Below are 15,457 nucleotides of genomic sequence, written 5' to 3' on the forward strand. Positions count from 1 at the left end.
GCCGCGCACCCGCCTCGCCGCGTGTCGGCCGACCGTGTTCGCCGGGAGCGGGTCTGGCTTGTGGCGGCGCCGGGCGGATGCTGCGCCGTGCGGCCCCCGGGTCGGTTGGGCTCAGCCCGTGGTAGCCGGGCGGCGCTCCGGCAGGGCGGTCACGCCCGGGGGCGGCAGGCCGGCGGTGGAGGCGAGCAGGGTGCACCAGGCGTCCAGGTGCGGGACGAGGTCGACGCCGGTCGGTGTCCAGGAGGCACGGATCTCGATGTCGCCGGCCGCGGGCGGGCCGGCCAGCTCACCGAACCGGGTCGACATGGTCTGCGTGATCGTCCCGCCGATCGCCCGGTATCCCGCGTCCTGCGCGTCGAGGGCGTCGACGAGCCAGGTCCAGCCCACTCCGGGCAGCAGCGGATCGGCGGCGAGATCAACCTCCAGCTCGGCGGTCACGTAGGTGACCAGCCGCAGGGTGCCCTGCCACGCCTCGTGCCCGGCCGGGTCGTGCAGCAGGATCAGCCGCCCGGTGGCCACCTCGTCGCCGTCGCGCAACACCGTCGCCGAGAGCGCGAACGAGTAGGGGGCCAGCCGCTGCGGCGCCCCCACCTCCTCCAGGAGGATCTCCGGCCGGCACGTCGCCGACCGGAGCCCCGCGACCGCGCGGGCGAACGTGTCGGGAAGCGCGATCGGGGGGGCCATGACCCGAGCCTATTCCGCCGCCCGGGCCGCCGCCGCGAGGCGCGCCGACGATCGACTCGCCGATGATCGCCCACCGGTTCTCCACCCGACCGCACGGGTTCAACCGGGCTTCGGCGTTATCGGGCCCTGGTGTTAATAAGGGGCCCCTGCTCTACCGGAGGAGTTAACAAGGGGCCCTTCCTTTCCAGAGGTCGGCGGCGTGGCACGATTGCCGCGATGACCACCGACACCACGGGCACCGCCGCCCGAGACGACGACTCCCGCCCCGGCGGGCCCGCCGATTCGCCCTTCGTGCGGGCGTGCCGCCGGCGGCCCGTACCGCACACCCCGGTCTGGTTCATGCGCCAGGCCGGCCGGTCGCTGCCGGAGTACCGCGAGATCCGGGCCAACGTGGCGATGCTGGAGTCGTGCCGCCGCCCCGACCTGGTCACCGAGATCACCCTGCAGCCGGTACGTCGGCACGGGGTGGACGCCGCGATCCTCTTCAGCGACATCGTGGTGCCGGTGGCCGCCGCCGGGATCGACCTGGACATCGTGCCCGGCACCGGGCCGGTGGTGGCCGAGCCGGTGCGTACCGCCGCCGACCTCGAACGGATCCGGCCGATCGGCCGCGACGACGTCGACTATGTCGACGAGGCGGTCCGGATGCTGGTCAAGGAACTGGGCGACACTCCGCTGATCGGTTTCGCCGGGGCCCCGTTCACGCTGGCCAGCTACCTGGTGGAGGGCGGCCCGTCGCGTACCCACGCGAAGACCAAGGCGTTGATGTACGGCGAGCCCGAGTTGTGGCACGCGCTGGCCGGTCGCCTGGCCGAGATGACCCTGGCGTTCCTGCGGGTGCAGATCGAAGCCGGCGTGTCGGCGGTGCAGCTGTTCGACTCGTGGGCCGGCGCGCTCTCCGAGGCCGACTACCGCCGGTTCGTGCTGCCCCACTCGACGGCGGTGCTCACCGAGCTCGCCGACGCCGGCGTGCCCCGCATCCACTTCGGGGTCGGCACCGCCGAGCTGCTCGGCGCGATGGGTGAAGCCGGGGCCGACGTGGTCGGCGTCGACTGGCGTACGCCGCTGGATGTCGCGACCCGGCGGATCGGGCCGGAGCGGGCCGTGCAGGGCAACCTCGACCCGGCCCTGCTGCTGGCCCCGTGGCCGGTGGTGGAGACCGAGGTACGCCGGATCCTGGAGCAGGGCCGGGCCGCGCCGGGGCACGTGTTCAACCTCGGCCACGGTGTGCTGCCGGAAACGGACCCGGAGGTGCTGACCCGGGTCGTCGCCCTGGTGCACGAGCTCTCCACCCGGCCGGCCGGACAGGACTGACCCGATGGCGACGCGGCGGCGGGTGGCGGTGGTCGGCGGCGGCATCGCCGGGCTGGCCGCCGCGGTCCGGCTACGCGACCGCGCCCCCGCCGACCTCGACATCACCGTGTACGAGCAGTCCGGCGTGCTCGGCGGCAAGCTGCGCACCGGCGAGCTGGCCGACGGGCCGGTCGAGTTCGGCGCCGAGTCGTTCCTGATGCGTGACCCGTCCGGCGGGGAGTCCGCCGCGGTGGCCCTGGTCCGCCGGCTCGGGCTGGCGGGACGGATCGTGCACCCGACCGTCGGGCAGGCGGCGCTCGCCATGGCCGGTGGGCTGTGCCCGATTCCCGGCGGGACGCTGGTCGGCGTACCCGGTGATCTGGCGAAGGTGGCGGCGGTGGCCCGGCCCGTCCCGGACGCCGACCGCGACGGTGGTGGGCCGCTGCTCGGTCCCGACCAGGACATCGCGGTGGGCGCACTGGTCCGCGCGCGGTTCGGTGACGAGGTGGTCGACCGGCTGGTCGACCCGATGCTCGGCGGGGTGTACGCGGGCCGTGCCGACGACCTGTCGTTGGCGACCACCATGCCGACGTTGGCCCGGGCCGCCCGGGAGGAGCACACGCTGCTCGCCGCCGTGCGCGCGGCGCAGACCGCCACGCCGCGCGCACCCGGTGAGCCGGTCTTCGGCACCCTCGACGGCGGGCTGAGCCACCTGGTCGCCGCGGCGGTGGCCGCCAGCGGTGCGACGATCCGCAGCAACGCGGCGGTACGCGAACTGACCCCGAGCGGCACCGGCTGGCGGCTGACCGTCGGCCCGACCCGCGCCCCCGAGCACGTCGACGTGGACGCGGTGGTGCTGGCGGTACCGGCCCGACCGGCAGCGCGCCTGCTCGCCGACGTCGCCCCCGAAGCGGCGCAGGAGATCGGCGGGCTGGACTACGCCAGCGTCGCGCTGGTCAGCCTCGCGCTACCCGAACCGGCCCTGCCGGAACTCTCCGGTTTCCTGGTGCCCGCCACCGTAGGGCTGCTGGTCAAGGCGGCCACCTTCTTCACCACCAAGTGGGGGCACCTGCGCCGGTCGGACGGGCTGGCCCTGGTGCGCGCCTCACTGGGCCGGTACGGCGACGAGGAGCAACTTCAGCGCCCCGACGAGGACCTCGCCGCCATCGTGCACCGGGAACTGTCGGCGGTGCTGGGTGCGCCGCTGCCCGCACCGGTGGCCGGACACGTGCAGCGCTGGGGCGGGGCGTTGCCGCAGTACACCCCCGGTCATCTCGACCGGGTCGTCGCTGCCCGGTCGGCGCTACGGGCGGCGCATCCGACGCTGCGGCTGGCCGGCGCCGGTTACGACGGGGTCGGTATCCCGATCTGCGTCCGCTCCGGTGAGACGGCGGCCGAGGAGATCATCACCGCATTGGAAGGATCCGCGACATGACCGACCAGAGCAACGCGGCCCGGCTGCGCGAGCTGAACTCCACCATCCGCTACACCATGTGGTCGGTGTTCCGGGCCAGCGCGCCGCTGCCGTCGCTGCGCGACAACATCACCGCCGAGGTCGAGTCGCTGATCGAGGAGTTGGCCGGCAAGGACGTGGTGGTGCGCGGCACCTACGACGTGTCCGGACTACGGGCCGACGCCGACCTCATGATCTGGTGGCACTCCCCGTCCAGCGACGCCCTGCAGGACGCGTACCTGCGGTTGCGGCGAACCGCCCTGGGCCGGGCGATGACCCCGGTCTGGTCGCAGATGGCGCTGCACCGGCCGGCCGAGTTCAACAAGAGCCACATCCCGGCGTTCCTGGCCGGCGAGGAGGCCCGCGCCTACCTCTGCGTCTACCCGTTCGTCCGCTCCTACGACTGGTACCTGCTGCCCGACGCCGAGCGGCGGGAACTGCTGGCCGAGCATGGCCAGCAGGCGCGCGGCTACCCGGACGTACGGGCCAACACGGTGGCCTCGTTCGCGCTCGGCGACTACGAGTGGATGCTCGCCTTCGAGGCCGACGAACTGCACCGCATCGTCGACCTGATGCGTGACCTGCGCGCCTCCCGCGCCCGGCTGCACGTCCGCGAGGAGGTTCCCTTCTACACCGGCCGTCGCCGCTCGATCGCCGACATCGTCTCCGCCCTGGCCTGAGGTGCAAGGAAGGGCCCCCTGTTAACGCCTGGCGTAGTACAGGGGGCCCCTATTAACACCGGAACACTCCGGGCCGGGCGGGGCCGCGCCTGAGGGAGTGCGGCGCGGCCCCGACCCGGGGTCAGCTGGTCGCGGTGCAGGTCACCGTCGGTGCGTTCGTGCTGCTGCCGGAGGCCAGGAAGCCGAAGGTGGTGCTGGCACCGGCGCCTAGACTGCCGTTGTAGCTGACGTTGGTGGCGGTCACCGTGGAGCCGCTGGAACTCACGGTGGCGTTCCAGGCCTGGCTGACCTGTTGGCCGCTGCCGTACGTCAAGTTCACTCGCCAGCCGCGGATGGCCGCGTTGCCGGCGGTCACCTGGACCTCGCCCTGGAATCCGCCGGACCAGCTGTTGGTGACCCGGTACGTCGCCGAGCAGGCACCCGTCACCGGCGGGTTGGTGGTGGGCGGGGTGGTGGTCGGCGGCGTGGTGGTGGGTGGCGTGGTGGTCGGCGGCGTGGTGGTGGGCGGGGTGGTGGTCGGCGGGGTGGTGCCGCCACCGAACTCCACGTCGCTGCAGTGGTAGTACGACTGGTCGAAGTGGCTGGCCTGCCAGACGGTGAAGATGATGTGTCGGCCGGTGCGACCCGGCGCGTTCACCGGGATCTGGATCGACACCCCGTCGACCTCCCGCTGCCACTGCGACGCCGGCGTGTTGCCGATCTGGCCGACCAGTTCCAGGTCGGACCAGGCCAGTGGCTTGGTGAGCGTGTCCACACCCTGCCTGGTGGCGTACACCCGGAGGTAGTCGGCGCCGTGGCTGGCCTGGTCGAAGAACTTCAACTGGAAGCTGTTGGGGACCGGGGTGGTCCGCCAGGCACCCAAGGTGTCGAGGGCGTTGTAGCGACCGCCCTCGGCACGCCCGCCGGAGCAGAGCTGGCCGTTCGGTACGGCGGCCTGGTGGTTGCCGCCCACGCCCTCGCGGAGCTGGCCGTTCCAGTTCCACATGGCGGCCGGGTTGGCCTGCCACGCCTGCCAACACATCGGGTCCTCGGTGGCCATCCGCGGGTTCAGGTGGTCACCACCCCAGCGCTCCCAGCAGCCGTAGGCGCGGGAACCCGGGTTGACCGTGGCACCGTGTGCGGAGACGGGGGCGGTCAGCGCGGTGCTGAGCAGCAACAGGGCGACGGCTGCGACGGCCAGCAGCCAGGCAGCGCGTGGTGATCTGAGTACGTTCGACATGGAGCTCCCCAAGGGAATTGTCAGTTCGCGAGTGCGCCCGGACGCTCGGGAGTTGCCTCTCCCGTGGCCGATCTGCGTTGCCCCTGTGGTGCTGGCTCCGCAGGAAGCGTGCCATGGATCATCGGCGTACGTCAACGTGAAGCGCTCTCCGGAGCAGGGTTGCGGCGCCGGCTACCGCTCACCGAGCCGGGCGGGGCCGCGCCTGAGGGAGTGCAGCGCGGCCCCGCCCGGGGTCAGGTGGTCGCCGTGCAGGTCAACGTCGGCGTGCTGTTCGTGCCGTTGGTCGAGGCCAGGAACCCGAAGGTGGTGCTGGCTCCGGTGCCGAGGTTGCCGTTGTGCGCGGCGTTCTGGGCGGTCACCGTCGAGCCGCTGGAGGTGACGGTGGCGTTCCAGGACTGGCTGATCTGTTGCCCGTTGGCGTACGTCCACCGCACGGTCCAGCCTCGGATGGCTGCGTTGCCGGCGGTCACCTGGACCTCGCCCTGGAATCCGCCGGACCAGCTGTTGGTGACCCGGTACGTCGCCGAGCAGGCACCCGTCGCTGGCGGGTTGGAGGGCGGTGGCGTGGTGGGCGGTGCCGTGGTGGGCGGGGGAGTGGTCGGCGGCGGCGTGGTGGGCGGCGGCGTGGATCCGCCGCCGAACTGCACGTCGCTGCAGATGTAGTACGACTGGTCGGAGTGACTGGCCTGCCAGATCGTGTAGATGACGTGCCGACCGGTGCGCCCGGGGGCGTTGACCGGGATCTCGACGGAGACCCCGCCGGTCTCGGGCCGCCACTGGGAGGCCGGCGTGTTCCCGATCTGGCCGACCAGTTCCAGGTGTGACCAGGCCAGTGGCGTGGTCAGCGCGTCGTAGCCCTGCCGGGTGGCGTACACCCGGATGTAGTCCGCGCCGTGACTGGCCTGGTCGTAGAACTTGAGCCGGAAGCTGCTGGCGACCGAGGTGGTCCGCCACGCGCCCGGCACGTCCATCGCCCGGTAGCGCCCGTTCTCGGTGCGTCCGCCGGAGCAGAGCTGGCCGTTGGGGATGGCGGCCTGGTGGTTGCCGGCAACCCCCTCGCGGTAGAGGCCGTTCCAGTTCCACATGGCGTTGGTGTCGGTCTGCCACGCCTGCCAACACATCGGGTCCTCGGTGGCCATCCGGGGGTTCTGGAAGTCACCACCCCAGCGCTGCCAGCAGCCGTAGTTGCGGGAGACCGGGTTGGCCACCGAGCCGTGTGCGGAGGCGGGTTTCACCAGTGCCGTGGTGAGTAGCAGGGTGGCGGTGGCCGTGATGGCCAGCAGCCACAGTGCCCGCGATGATCTGGGTGAGTTGGACATGGAGCCCCCAGGGGGAGTCGTCGGTTTTCGACATCGCCCGGACGCTCGGGAGTTGCCCTCTCCCGTGCTGTCAGCGTGCCCACGCGTGCTGACTCGACCGGAAGGATGGCACGTTAGATCGGCATTCGTCAATGAGGAAAGCGATTTCCAGCAATCTGTGCGAGGGGTCGTCGAAGCGCTTCCAGCACTGGTTTCGGGTCGTTCACCGCGTCCGGCGCATCGGTGTGTGCGGGATGCCGTCCTCGACGTACTCCGGCCCGCTGACCGTGAAGCCGTGCCGGGTGTAGAAGTCGACCAGATGCGACTGCGCGTCCAGCACGCACGGCCGGTCGCCGACCTCCGCCAGGGCCGCCGTCATCAGCCGTCCCGCGTGCCCGGCGCCCCGGGCGTCCGACGCCACCACCACCCGCCCGATCCTGACCACCCCGTCGGGGTCGGCCAGGATTCGCAGGTACGCCACCGGAGCGCCGTCGTGGGCCAGCCACAGATGCCGGGTGCCGGGTTCGACGTCGCGCCCGTCGATCTCCGGGTACGCGCACTCCTGCTCGACCACGAAGACGTCCACCCGCAGGCGTACCAGGTCGTGGAAGGTGCGGGCGTCCAACTCGGCGAAGCTGGCGCTGCGTAGCAGGGGTGTGGCCGACATGCCGCCAGGCTAGTGCGGTGGCTCGGGGGCTCTTGCCGGTGCCTACGGTGGCGGTTGCGGTGGCGGTGCGTGCTGGTCGGGCCGTGCGTGCTGGTCGGGCGGTGCGTGATCGTCAGGCGGGGCGTGCGCCGACGGCGTCACGGATCTCGGCACCGCGTTCCGCCTCGACCGCCCGGGCGCAGTGGCCGCAGCAGAAGAACCGCCCGGAGACCTCGACCCCGTGGCCGGAGATCTTGATGCCGCAGTGTTCGCAGATCGGGGCCAGCTTGTGGATCGCACACTCGAAGCTGTCGAAGGTGTGCACGTCGCCGCTGACCGTACGCACCTCGAACGCCAGCCAGTAGTCGTTGCCGCAGACTTCGCAGGTAGCCACGCCCCGTACCCCCATCACTAGACCTTTTGTCCCATCTTGCGCCACGACGCAGAGTGGCTCGTGTTTTATAGACAGTGGTCTTTACTGTTAACAAGGTTTAAATTATGTTGGTGGCACCTCACCAGGCAACACGCCGAACAAGGAGCTGCCACCATGCGTCGAAGAATCACCCTTCCGCTCGTCGCGGCGGGCGCCATGATCTCCACCCTGGCCGTCGCCACCCCCGCGCAGGCCCACGGCTACGTCTCGTCACCACCGAGCCGCCAGGCGCTCTGCGCCCAGAACCGGGTGCCCGACTGCGGGCAGATCAGGTGGGAGCCGCAGAGCGTCGAAGGCCCCAAGGGGCTGCGCAACTGCCACGCCAACATCTCGCACTTCGCCGTCCTCAACGACGACAGCCGTGGCTGGCCGGCCACCTCGGTCGGCACCACCGTGACCTTCACCTGGGTCAACACGGCCATGCACGCCACCCGCGACTGGGAGTACTACATCGGCAACACCCGCGTCGCGCGCTTCGACGGCGGTGGACGCCAGCCCGGCCCGACCGTGACGCACACCGTCAACTTCTCCGGCTACTCCGGCCGGCAGAAGGTGCTGGCGGTCTGGAACATCTCCGACACCGCCAACGCCTTCTACTCCTGCGTCGACCTGCAGATCGGCGGCGGTGGCGGCAACCCGCCGCCCAACCCGAGCCCGAGCCCGAGCCCGACCACCAACCCGCCCGCCCCGCCGCCCAGCCCGACGGTCGCCCCGACCACCAACCCGCCCACCGGCGGCACCTGGACGGCCGGTCGCGCGTACGCGGTCGGGGACCAGGTCACCTACGGCGGTCGCACCTACCGCTGCCGGCAGGCGCACACCGCTATCGCCGGTTGGGAGCCGCCGAACGTACCGGCGCTGTGGAGCCAGGTCTGACCGACGGGAGATGCGACCGGACCCGGCCGCATCTCCCGTTCGCCGTACCGCCCGACCATCCGCGCCACCAGCCCGGGCGTGCCGCGCTGGGCGTGCTGCCGCTGCACCTGCTCGCGGTGCTGCTCGCCGCCGGGTGCGGCGGCGCGCCCGCACCGTCCGGACGGCCCGCGCCCGCCGAGGCGACTCCACCGGCGGCCACGACCCGAACCGGGACGCCGGGCACCACCGGTGAGATGACCGGCATCGACCTGCTGTTCCTGTCGATGATCGCCGGGCACACCGAGCAGACCCTCCAGATCGTCCGGCTCGTCCGGGACCGACTGACCGACAGCGAACTGCGAACCCTGGTCGCCGCCGTCGAGGCGACCGAGTCCGACGAGTTGGCCACCGCGCGCGGCTGGCTGGCCCAGGCCGGGCGCAGCGCCCGCGCCGACGAGCACACCGGTCACGGCACCGGCCCCGAACAGTTGGCGCGGCTGCGCGACGCCCCGCACGGCGAGGTCGACACGGTGCTGATCGAGGTGCTCAGCGCGCACCAGAAGGCCGCGGCCGACCTGGCGCGAGCGCACCTGGCCGCGGGTACCGACGCACGGGTGCTCGACCTGGCTCGGCGGGTGGAGCAGTCGCGTACCGCTCAGGTCGCGTTGATGGCCGACCGACCGGCGGCCGGCTGACCACCCGACGGCGCGGGACGGCCTGCCGCCCCGGCCCGTCGCCGAGGCAGGTCAGGTGGTGCTCGGGTCCAGGCGGATGGAGAGCGAGTTCACGCAGTGCCGGGTGTCCTTCGGGGTGAAGCCCTCACCCCGAAAGACGTGCCCGAGGTGGCTGTCGCAGCGGGCGCAGCGGATCTCGGTGCGGCGCATGCCGAGTGAGTTGTCCTCGATCTCCTTGATCGCGCCCGGGATGGCGTCGTCGAAGCTCGGCCAGCCGCAGTGCGAGTCGAACTTGGTGTCGCTCGGGTACAACTCGACACCGCAGGCCCGACACCGGTACATACCGGCAGTCTTGGTGTCGACGTACTCACCGGTCCACGCAGGTTCGGTGCCGTGCTCGCGCAGCACCCGGAACTCGTCGGGGCTGAGCCGGACCCGCCACTCGTCCTCGGTGCGGGGCAGTTCGCTGTCGGGAAGAGTCACGACGTCAACGGTACGCCGAAGGTCGTACCCGTCGCATATGGTCGCGCAATGGGTGGCACGAAGGCTGCGGCCGAGCAGATCGAGGTGGCCGGGCACACCGTACGGTTGTCGAGCCCCGATCGGGTGATCTTCCCGGAGCGGGGCTTCACCAAGGCCGACGTCTTCCACTACTACCTCAGCGTCGGCGACGGCATCATGCGGGCGCTGGGTCACCGGCCGACGACCCTGCAGCGCTTCCCCGACGGCATTGAGGGGGAGATGTTCTTCCAGAAGCGGGTGCCGGCCCGGGGCGTGCCGCCCTGGGTGCAGACTGCCGAGATCAGTTTTCCCAGCGGTCGCAAGGCGGCGGAGTTGTGCCCGGCGGACCTGGCCCATGTGGCTTGGGCAGCGCAGATGGGCACCGTGGTGTTCCACCCGTGGCCGGTGCGCGCCGCCGACGTCGACCAGCCCGACGAGCTACGGGTCGACCTGGATCCGCAGCCCGGCACCGACTTCGCCCACGCCGCGATGGCCGCCGGCGAGCTGCGCGCGATCCTCGACGAGCTGGGTGTGCCGGGCTGGCCGAAAACCTCCGGCGGTCGAGGGGTGCACGTCTACCTGCGCATCCAGCCGCGCTGGACGTTCGTCGAGGTACGCCGGGCCACCATCGCGCTGGCCCGGGAACTGGCCCGCCGCCGACCCGACCTGGTCACCACCGCCTGGTGGAAGGAGGAGCGCGGCGAGCGGGTCTTCGTCGACTACAACCAGATGGCGCGGGACCGCACCATCGCCTGCGCGTACTCGCTGCGCGCCAACGCGCGGGCGACCGTCTCCACCCCGGTCACCTGGGACGAGCTGCCCGACGTCGACCCGGACGACTTCGACCTGCGTACCGTGCCGGAACGGCTGGCCCAGCGCGGCGATCCGCACGCCGGCATCGACGACGCCGGGTGGGACATCACGCCGCTGCTGGAGTGGGCCGAGCGGGACGCCGCCGCCGGTGAGGGCGATTTGCCCTACCCGCCCGACCACCCGAAAATGCCCGGCGAACCGAAACGCGTGCAGCCGTCCAAGGACCGCGACCGCCCCCGCTGACCGTCACCGGGGCGGGATGCCCGCCTCCACCGCGGTCTTGGCGGTCAGCAGGTCCGCGCCGGTGATCTTCCGGTACTCCGCGATCGCTTTAATCTTGTCACCTCGGGCGAGGTGCTCCCGGACGGCTGGGGGCAGCGGGTCGGTGTCGACCACGCCGAGATGATCCATCACCAGGGTCAGCCGGCGCTCCAGCTCGGCCAGCCGGTACGCGGTGCGGCCGACGTCGCGGCGGCTCGGCGCCTGCGCGAGGAGCAGGCCGAGGGCCAGGGCGAGGAGTGTGGCCAGAACGATGTCCATGCTGATGATCGAACCAGCCCCGCGCTACGGCGGACGATGCGCCTGCGCACATCGAGCGTCAGCTCGGGGTGCCACCCTTCACACCGTCCACGAAGGAGCGCCACTGGCCGGCGTCGAACCGCAGCACCGGCCCGCCGGTGTCCTTGCTGTCCCGCACCCCCACCACCCCGACAAGATTGTCCGCCACCTCGACGCACTCGCCCTCGCCGCTCCGGCTGCTCTTGCGCCACCGGGCGTTGGTCAGGTCACTCATCGAAGGTCTCCTTGATAACCGTCCCGATCAGATCTTCAGACTCGCGCACGCTCAGTGAAAGGTCCAGAAGCGTGGACCAGGCGTCGGCGTACGCCGCCACTTCTGTCGGCTTGTCGAGGTAGAGGCTGCCGGTCAGCGACTCGCTGTAGACAGTCGACGGCTCTGCGGGTCGCGTGCCGACCGCTGGAAAGTCCAGCATGATGAACGACCCGGCAACGGATGCCGCGTGAGGGCCGCTGCCCAGCGGCAGCACCCGGACCGAGACGTTCGGTCGCTGTGCGGCGTTCACCAGGTGTGCGAGTTGGCTGCGCCAGGCGTCCAGGTCGGTGATGGGGCGGCGGATCACGGCCTCGTCGATGATGGCTTCGAAGCTCGGAGCCTTTGGGCTGCGGCGAGCGAGCAGCTTCTGACGCTCCATGCGTAGCGCGACCTTCTGCGCTATCTCGTCCTGGCTCCGGCCAGCCTTGGCGCTGAAGATGACCGCAGCGTATTCGGCGGTCTGGAGCAACCCAGGGATCAGCGTCGGCTCGTACTGACGCACGCGGCGCGCCGCGGCCTCCAGGCCGACGTACAGCTCGAACCAGGCCGGGATGGCCTCACCGTAGGCGTGCCACCAACCCCGACTCTTGCTTTCCCGGGCCAGGCTGACCATGACCTCGGTCAGCTCGGCGGAGGTGCCGTAGTGCTGGCACATCAGCGTCACATCGTGGGTACGCAGAGAGGTCTGTCCGCTCTCCAGGCGGTACATCTTGGCGCGCGACCATTCGAGGGCCTCGGCGGCAGCCTCCAGGTTGATGCCGGCTTCCTCCCTGGCCTGGCGCAGCAACCTACCCAGTTGCCGCCGTGGCACCGAAGACCCAACGTCGCTCATGTCACCCCGTCTCACATCGGTGCAGCCAGTGTCTCGTTTGGAACAGCATCGAGGCCCAGATGACACACCGTAAATTTCTTATCCCGAATCTCCGGATGAGACGTTGCAGATTGGCGAAGCGCGGGCCGATGGTGGCGGGCATCGGCAATGTCGGTGCGTGTTCGGCGGGAGGCTCGTGGTGGCTCGGTGGAAATGGTTTCAGCGGCAGGACGCACCGATCGACGTGGTGCAACGGTCCGCGTACCAAGAGCGGGCCGGTGCGTACCGCGCCCGTCAACCCGAGCGGAACGCGCCGACTGCGGTCCTGCGGCGGCAGCTGCCGTTGCTGCGGCTGGCCCGGCTGTGGCGGTCCCGCCACGCCGTACGGCGATGCCACCGGCGGAGCTACCGGTGAGCGCGGAGCAGGGGATCAGGTCCGTCGAGGTGGCGGACCTGCCCGAGATCGAGGTCGACAGCAAGCCGGAACTGCTGGTGCTCGTGGCGGAGAACGACATCCCGATCGGCTGGGCGGTCGTCCTGCCCGAGGGGGACTTCTGGCTGATCCGCAAGTCCACCCGGTCCTTGACCCACGGGTCGAGTCTGGCGACGCTGACGACCTTCTGGGCCACGATCCTCGGGTGCGACGTGGGGCGACCCAGGCTGGCAGGGCCCCCGTCCGCCGGTGTCAGAGACTGAGCTTCATACCCTCGTGGCTGGCGACGAAGCCGAGACCGAGATAGAAGCGGTGTGCGTCGTGGCGGCTCTTGTCGGTGGTGAGCTGCACCAGGCCACAGCCGCGCTGCCGCGCCTGGTCGATCGCCCACGTCATCATCTGCCGGCCCAGGCCCCGTCCGCGCTGATCCGAGCGGACCCGAACCGATTCGATCAACTGTCGCTCGGTGCCGTGCCGGCCGAGCCCGGGGATGTAGGTGAGCTGCATGCAGCCGAGCAGTTCACCCCCCGCCTCGCCGACCACGAGCTGGTTGCGCGGGTCGGCGGTGATCTCCGCGAACGCCTTCTCGTACGTGGCGTCGACCTCGCCGACGTCACGGGTACGCCCCAGCATGTCGTCGGCGAGCAGGTCGAGTATGGCCGGCAGGTCGGCCCGGACCGCGTCACGGAAGATCACCTCACTCATCCCGCGAGCGTCCCACAACGGCGCGCCCCGATGTGCGGCAGAGCACCGTCAACTGTCGCTGTGCCGGGTGACGCTTCCGATCACCGCTACGGCGGTGCCAGCGGCTCCGCACCCGGCGGGCATGGACGGCAGGTGTCCCGGCGGGTCGTCCTCGGTGAGCGGAGCCTCGAAGAATCCGCCGCTGCCGTCAACCCGATCACCCACGACGATTTCTCCGACGTCAGGCACGCGTACGCCCACCCGGCCGTTCGGAAGCAACGTTGTGCCCGGCGGCCAGGCCACCACCGCTGCGGCCCCTCCTTGGCCCTGCAGGATCAGACAGCCGCCATCGCCGACGGCCACTCGACCGTGCATCGCCGCGAGAAAGTCGTACGTGGCACCGGCGACCAGGGTCCGGTAACCGTCACCGTCCAACACTCGGCCGCTATCGGCCGCCGGGGCAGCCGTCGGTTCCGGCGTTCGTGAAGGCTGGTCCGACGAGGTCCCAGGTGCCTGTTCGGCGCTGGTAGGTATGCGAGGGCTGGCGGTGCAGCCGGTCAATGCCAGCAACAACCCGGTAGCGAGGACGTCGATCCTTAGCACGGATCCATTAGATCCGCTATGTCCACGTTCCTCCTCGGCGACATGCCGGCTGGTGCGGGTATGGGCTGCTCACGTCTCGCCGTGGCGGATTACCGAACTGGTACGAAGAACCAAGCCCGACGCTCGTGAGCAAGCAACTGGAGGCTTGCAGTGGGCCATCCACGCGTCGCTTTCGCTCTGGCGAACCTGATGGATCCTTCTGTATGTTGAGTCCTCGATTTTGATCACGTCTTCACGGGGGTGCGGCTGTGCCGTCGATTCGCCCTGCCTGGCTTTCGTCCGTTGTGGCCGGCACTGTCCTCTCGGTTCTGCTTCAGGTTGGTGGGTCACCCGCACGTGCTGCGACTGACGAACCTGCGCCGGATGACGACCCAGCCGTGACGCTGGCCATGTGGCCCTTGGACGGGCCGGCCAGCGGGTTTGCTACCTATTTGACTGACTGGACGGGCAATGGCCATGACCTGACCATCGCCGGCTCGTACAGCTGGGCGCGGGATCGCGGATACGGGCGGGAAAGCGCATTGCGCCTGGAACTCGCGAACGACTCCTGCGCGGAGACGGCTGGCCCGGTGGTGCGAACCGATGCGTCGTTCACGGTCGCCGCGTGGGTCATGCTTGAGCAGACCACCGCAAATCACACTGTGTTGTCGCAGGCCGCCGCGAAGCGGGCCGGATTCCACCTCAGGTATCACGCCGGAACTGACCGTTGGCAGTTCGGCCTCCCGTCGACGGGGAAGGGTGCTTCACCGACCTGGCACAAGGTCAGGTCGCAGCAGCCGCCGGAGCTCGGACGGTGGACTTTCCTGGCCGGGGTGTACGACGTCCCGGCGGGCAAGGTGCGTCTCTACGTCGATGGCGTGCTGCAGGGTGAGGCTGATGCTCCGCCCTCGCCGTGGATGGCGGGTGGACCCACGTTGATTGGCTGCGCCGGCACCACCAAGGGAAAGCGATGGTCGCCGCTCGGGGGCGTCGTCGACAACGTGCAACTGTGGGCGTCCACCCTCCATCCCGACCGCATCGCCGACTACGCCGCGGCCTAGGGATCATGTCGAAGTCCCTGGGCCGCCTACGGAGCGCCCAGGGACTTCGATCAGGCCCAGGTGGCCTGAGTCAGGTGGCAACGGTACGAGCGGCAGTCAGTGGCAGTGGTGCTGGTCCGACTGGACGGGCGTGACGCCGGGGCGGGTCCACTGGGCTACCGGGCGGCCGTCCTTGCGCCACCAGCTGTACGAAGGGTCGGCCTGCGGCCAGCCGTCTGGGGAGTCCTCCCAGGCTTCCTGTCGTCCGTAGGCCGTCATGTCGAGCAGCTGGAGCGAGCCCATGATCGCCTCGACGCCGCGTCCGGTCGTCTCGTAGGTGAGGAACACCCGGTCACCCTGGCGCAGGTAGCAGGCGATGTTGCCGCCGCCGGCCACCGCGGGCTCGTCGATGCCGTACGTCGAGTACCACGGGTGGAGGTAGCCCATGAACTCGCGGAACGGTGCGATCTCCTCGTACGGTCCCTCGGCGAAGACCGCGAACCTGATGCCCCGTGCCTCCAGGTAG

Annotated in this window: 21 protein-coding genes; 9 read left to right on the forward strand and 12 right to left on the reverse strand. The window is 70.6% G+C overall.

The features are described from left to right. Positions 1–111: 111 nt before the first annotated feature. Positions 112–684: a DUF3000 domain-containing protein gene (locus tag Vlu01_RS04755; RefSeq protein ID WP_203994379.1), complete on the reverse strand. Its 573-nt coding sequence runs from the start codon at positions 682–684 to the stop codon at positions 112–114. 216 nt (positions 685–900) lie between these two features. On the opposite strand from Vlu01_RS04755, the gene hemE reads away from it, so the two are divergent. From hemE to hemQ, 3 genes are read left to right on the forward strand one after another with little or no spacing between them, the layout of a single operon-like run. After that, a complete protein-coding gene (hemE, locus tag Vlu01_RS04760) occupies positions 901–1,998 on the forward strand; it encodes a uroporphyrinogen decarboxylase (RefSeq protein WP_203994382.1) in 1,098 nt (365 codons plus the stop codon). A 4-nt stretch (positions 1,999–2,002) separates the two neighbouring features. Then, positions 2,003–3,412, forward strand: a complete 1,410-nt coding sequence (gene hemG, locus Vlu01_RS04765; RefSeq protein ID WP_203994400.1) for a protoporphyrinogen oxidase — start codon at positions 2,003–2,005, stop codon at positions 3,410–3,412. Further along, the gene (hemQ, locus tag Vlu01_RS04770; protein ID WP_203994402.1) at positions 3,409–4,110 is read left to right on the forward strand and encodes a hydrogen peroxide-dependent heme synthase; all 702 of its coding nucleotides are present in this window, start codon (positions 3,409–3,411) and stop codon (positions 4,108–4,110) included. Before hemG ends, hemQ begins: the two co-directional genes overlap by 4 nt. 121 nt (positions 4,111–4,231) lie before the next feature. On the opposite strand, the gene Vlu01_RS04775 is transcribed toward hemQ, so the two are convergent. The 4 genes from Vlu01_RS04775 to Vlu01_RS04790 form a co-directional block, all read right to left on the reverse strand. Continuing rightward, a complete protein-coding gene (locus Vlu01_RS04775; RefSeq protein WP_203994411.1) occupies positions 4,232–5,329 on the reverse strand; it encodes a lytic polysaccharide monooxygenase auxiliary activity family 9 protein in 1,098 nt (365 codons plus the stop codon). A gap of 233 nt (positions 5,330–5,562) precedes the next feature. Further along, positions 5,563–6,648 carry a lytic polysaccharide monooxygenase auxiliary activity family 9 protein gene (locus tag Vlu01_RS04780; protein WP_203994426.1) on the reverse strand — a complete coding sequence of 362 codons (1,086 nt, stop codon included), beginning with the start codon at positions 6,646–6,648 and terminating at the stop codon, positions 5,563–5,565. Positions 6,649–6,850: 202 nt separating this feature from the next. Then, the gene (locus tag Vlu01_RS04785) at positions 6,851–7,294 is read right to left on the reverse strand and encodes a GNAT family N-acetyltransferase (RefSeq protein WP_203994427.1); all 444 of its coding nucleotides are present in this window, start codon (positions 7,292–7,294) and stop codon (positions 6,851–6,853) included. A 112-nt stretch (positions 7,295–7,406) separates the two neighbouring features. After that, complete coding sequence (locus tag Vlu01_RS04790; protein ID WP_203994429.1) at positions 7,407–7,667, reverse strand: metallothionein; 261 nt, start codon at positions 7,665–7,667, stop codon at positions 7,407–7,409. 153 nt (positions 7,668–7,820) lie between these two features. Between Vlu01_RS04790 and Vlu01_RS04795 the strand changes: the two genes are divergently transcribed. After that, the gene (locus tag Vlu01_RS04795) at positions 7,821–8,582 is read left to right on the forward strand and encodes a lytic polysaccharide monooxygenase (protein WP_203994438.1); all 762 of its coding nucleotides are present in this window, start codon (positions 7,821–7,823) and stop codon (positions 8,580–8,582) included. Beyond that, positions 8,567–9,256, forward strand: coding sequence for a DUF305 domain-containing protein (locus Vlu01_RS04800; RefSeq protein ID WP_239095694.1), 690 nt, complete (start codon positions 8,567–8,569; stop codon positions 9,254–9,256). Before Vlu01_RS04795 ends, Vlu01_RS04800 begins: the two co-directional genes overlap by 16 nt. Positions 9,257–9,307: 51 nt before the next feature. Here Vlu01_RS04800 and msrB read toward each other — a convergent pair whose 3' ends face one another. Next, on the reverse strand, positions 9,308–9,718 hold the full coding sequence (gene msrB, locus Vlu01_RS04805) for a peptide-methionine (R)-S-oxide reductase MsrB (RefSeq protein ID WP_203994441.1): 411 nt from the start codon (positions 9,716–9,718) through the stop codon (positions 9,308–9,310). A 48-nt stretch (positions 9,719–9,766) separates the two neighbouring features. Between msrB and ligD the strand changes: the two genes are divergently transcribed. Next, positions 9,767–10,792, forward strand: coding sequence for a non-homologous end-joining DNA ligase (ligD, locus tag Vlu01_RS04810; protein WP_203994444.1), 1,026 nt, complete (start codon positions 9,767–9,769; stop codon positions 10,790–10,792). Positions 10,793–10,795: 3 nt separating this feature from the next. On the opposite strand, the gene Vlu01_RS04815 is transcribed toward ligD, so the two are convergent. From Vlu01_RS04815 to Vlu01_RS04825, 3 genes are read right to left on the reverse strand one after another with little or no spacing between them, the layout of a single operon-like run. Further along, on the reverse strand, positions 10,796–11,089 hold the full coding sequence (locus tag Vlu01_RS04815) for a hypothetical protein (protein ID WP_203994447.1): 294 nt from the start codon (positions 11,087–11,089) through the stop codon (positions 10,796–10,798). Between the two features lie 58 nt (positions 11,090–11,147). Beyond that, positions 11,148–11,342: a DUF397 domain-containing protein gene (locus Vlu01_RS04820; protein ID WP_203994449.1), complete on the reverse strand. Its 195-nt coding sequence runs from the start codon at positions 11,340–11,342 to the stop codon at positions 11,148–11,150. Beyond that, positions 11,335–12,213 (reverse strand): helix-turn-helix domain-containing protein, encoded by an 879-nt coding sequence (locus Vlu01_RS04825; RefSeq protein ID WP_203994450.1) that lies wholly within the window; start codon positions 12,211–12,213, stop codon positions 11,335–11,337. Before Vlu01_RS04825 ends, Vlu01_RS04820 begins: the two co-directional genes overlap by 8 nt. 178 nt (positions 12,214–12,391) lie before the next feature. On the opposite strand from Vlu01_RS04825, the gene Vlu01_RS04830 reads away from it, so the two are divergent. Next, entirely contained in the window at positions 12,392–12,607 is a 216-nt protein-coding gene (locus Vlu01_RS04830; RefSeq protein ID WP_203994452.1) for a hypothetical protein, read from the forward strand. Next, a complete protein-coding gene (locus Vlu01_RS04835; protein ID WP_203994453.1) occupies positions 12,604–12,888 on the forward strand; it encodes a hypothetical protein in 285 nt (94 codons plus the stop codon). The genes Vlu01_RS04830 and Vlu01_RS04835 overlap by 4 nt, the downstream gene beginning before the upstream one ends. On the opposite strand, the gene Vlu01_RS04840 is transcribed toward Vlu01_RS04835, so the two are convergent. Further along, positions 12,878–13,330 carry a GNAT family N-acetyltransferase gene (locus Vlu01_RS04840; protein WP_203994454.1) on the reverse strand — a complete coding sequence of 151 codons (453 nt, stop codon included), beginning with the start codon at positions 13,328–13,330 and terminating at the stop codon, positions 12,878–12,880. The two genes, Vlu01_RS04835 and Vlu01_RS04840, sit on opposite strands and share 11 nt — an antisense overlap. Before the next feature lie 48 nt (positions 13,331–13,378). Continuing rightward, entirely contained in the window at positions 13,379–13,744 is a 366-nt protein-coding gene (locus Vlu01_RS04845) for a hypothetical protein (RefSeq protein ID WP_203994455.1), read from the reverse strand. A gap of 545 nt (positions 13,745–14,289) precedes the next feature. On the opposite strand from Vlu01_RS04845, the gene Vlu01_RS04850 reads away from it, so the two are divergent. Then, on the forward strand, positions 14,290–14,952 hold the full coding sequence (locus Vlu01_RS04850; protein ID WP_203994457.1) for a LamG domain-containing protein: 663 nt from the start codon (positions 14,290–14,292) through the stop codon (positions 14,950–14,952). Between the two features lie 96 nt (positions 14,953–15,048). On the opposite strand, the gene Vlu01_RS04855 is transcribed toward Vlu01_RS04850, so the two are convergent. Beyond that, positions 15,049–15,457, reverse strand: a 409-nt coding sequence (locus Vlu01_RS04855) for a DUF899 family protein (RefSeq protein ID WP_203994458.1), incomplete at its 5' end; no start/stop codon positions are given.

Origin of the sequence: Micromonospora lutea (genome assembly GCF_016863535.1) — a bacterium.
GTDB lineage: Bacteria > Actinomycetota > Actinomycetes > Mycobacteriales > Micromonosporaceae > Micromonospora > Micromonospora lutea.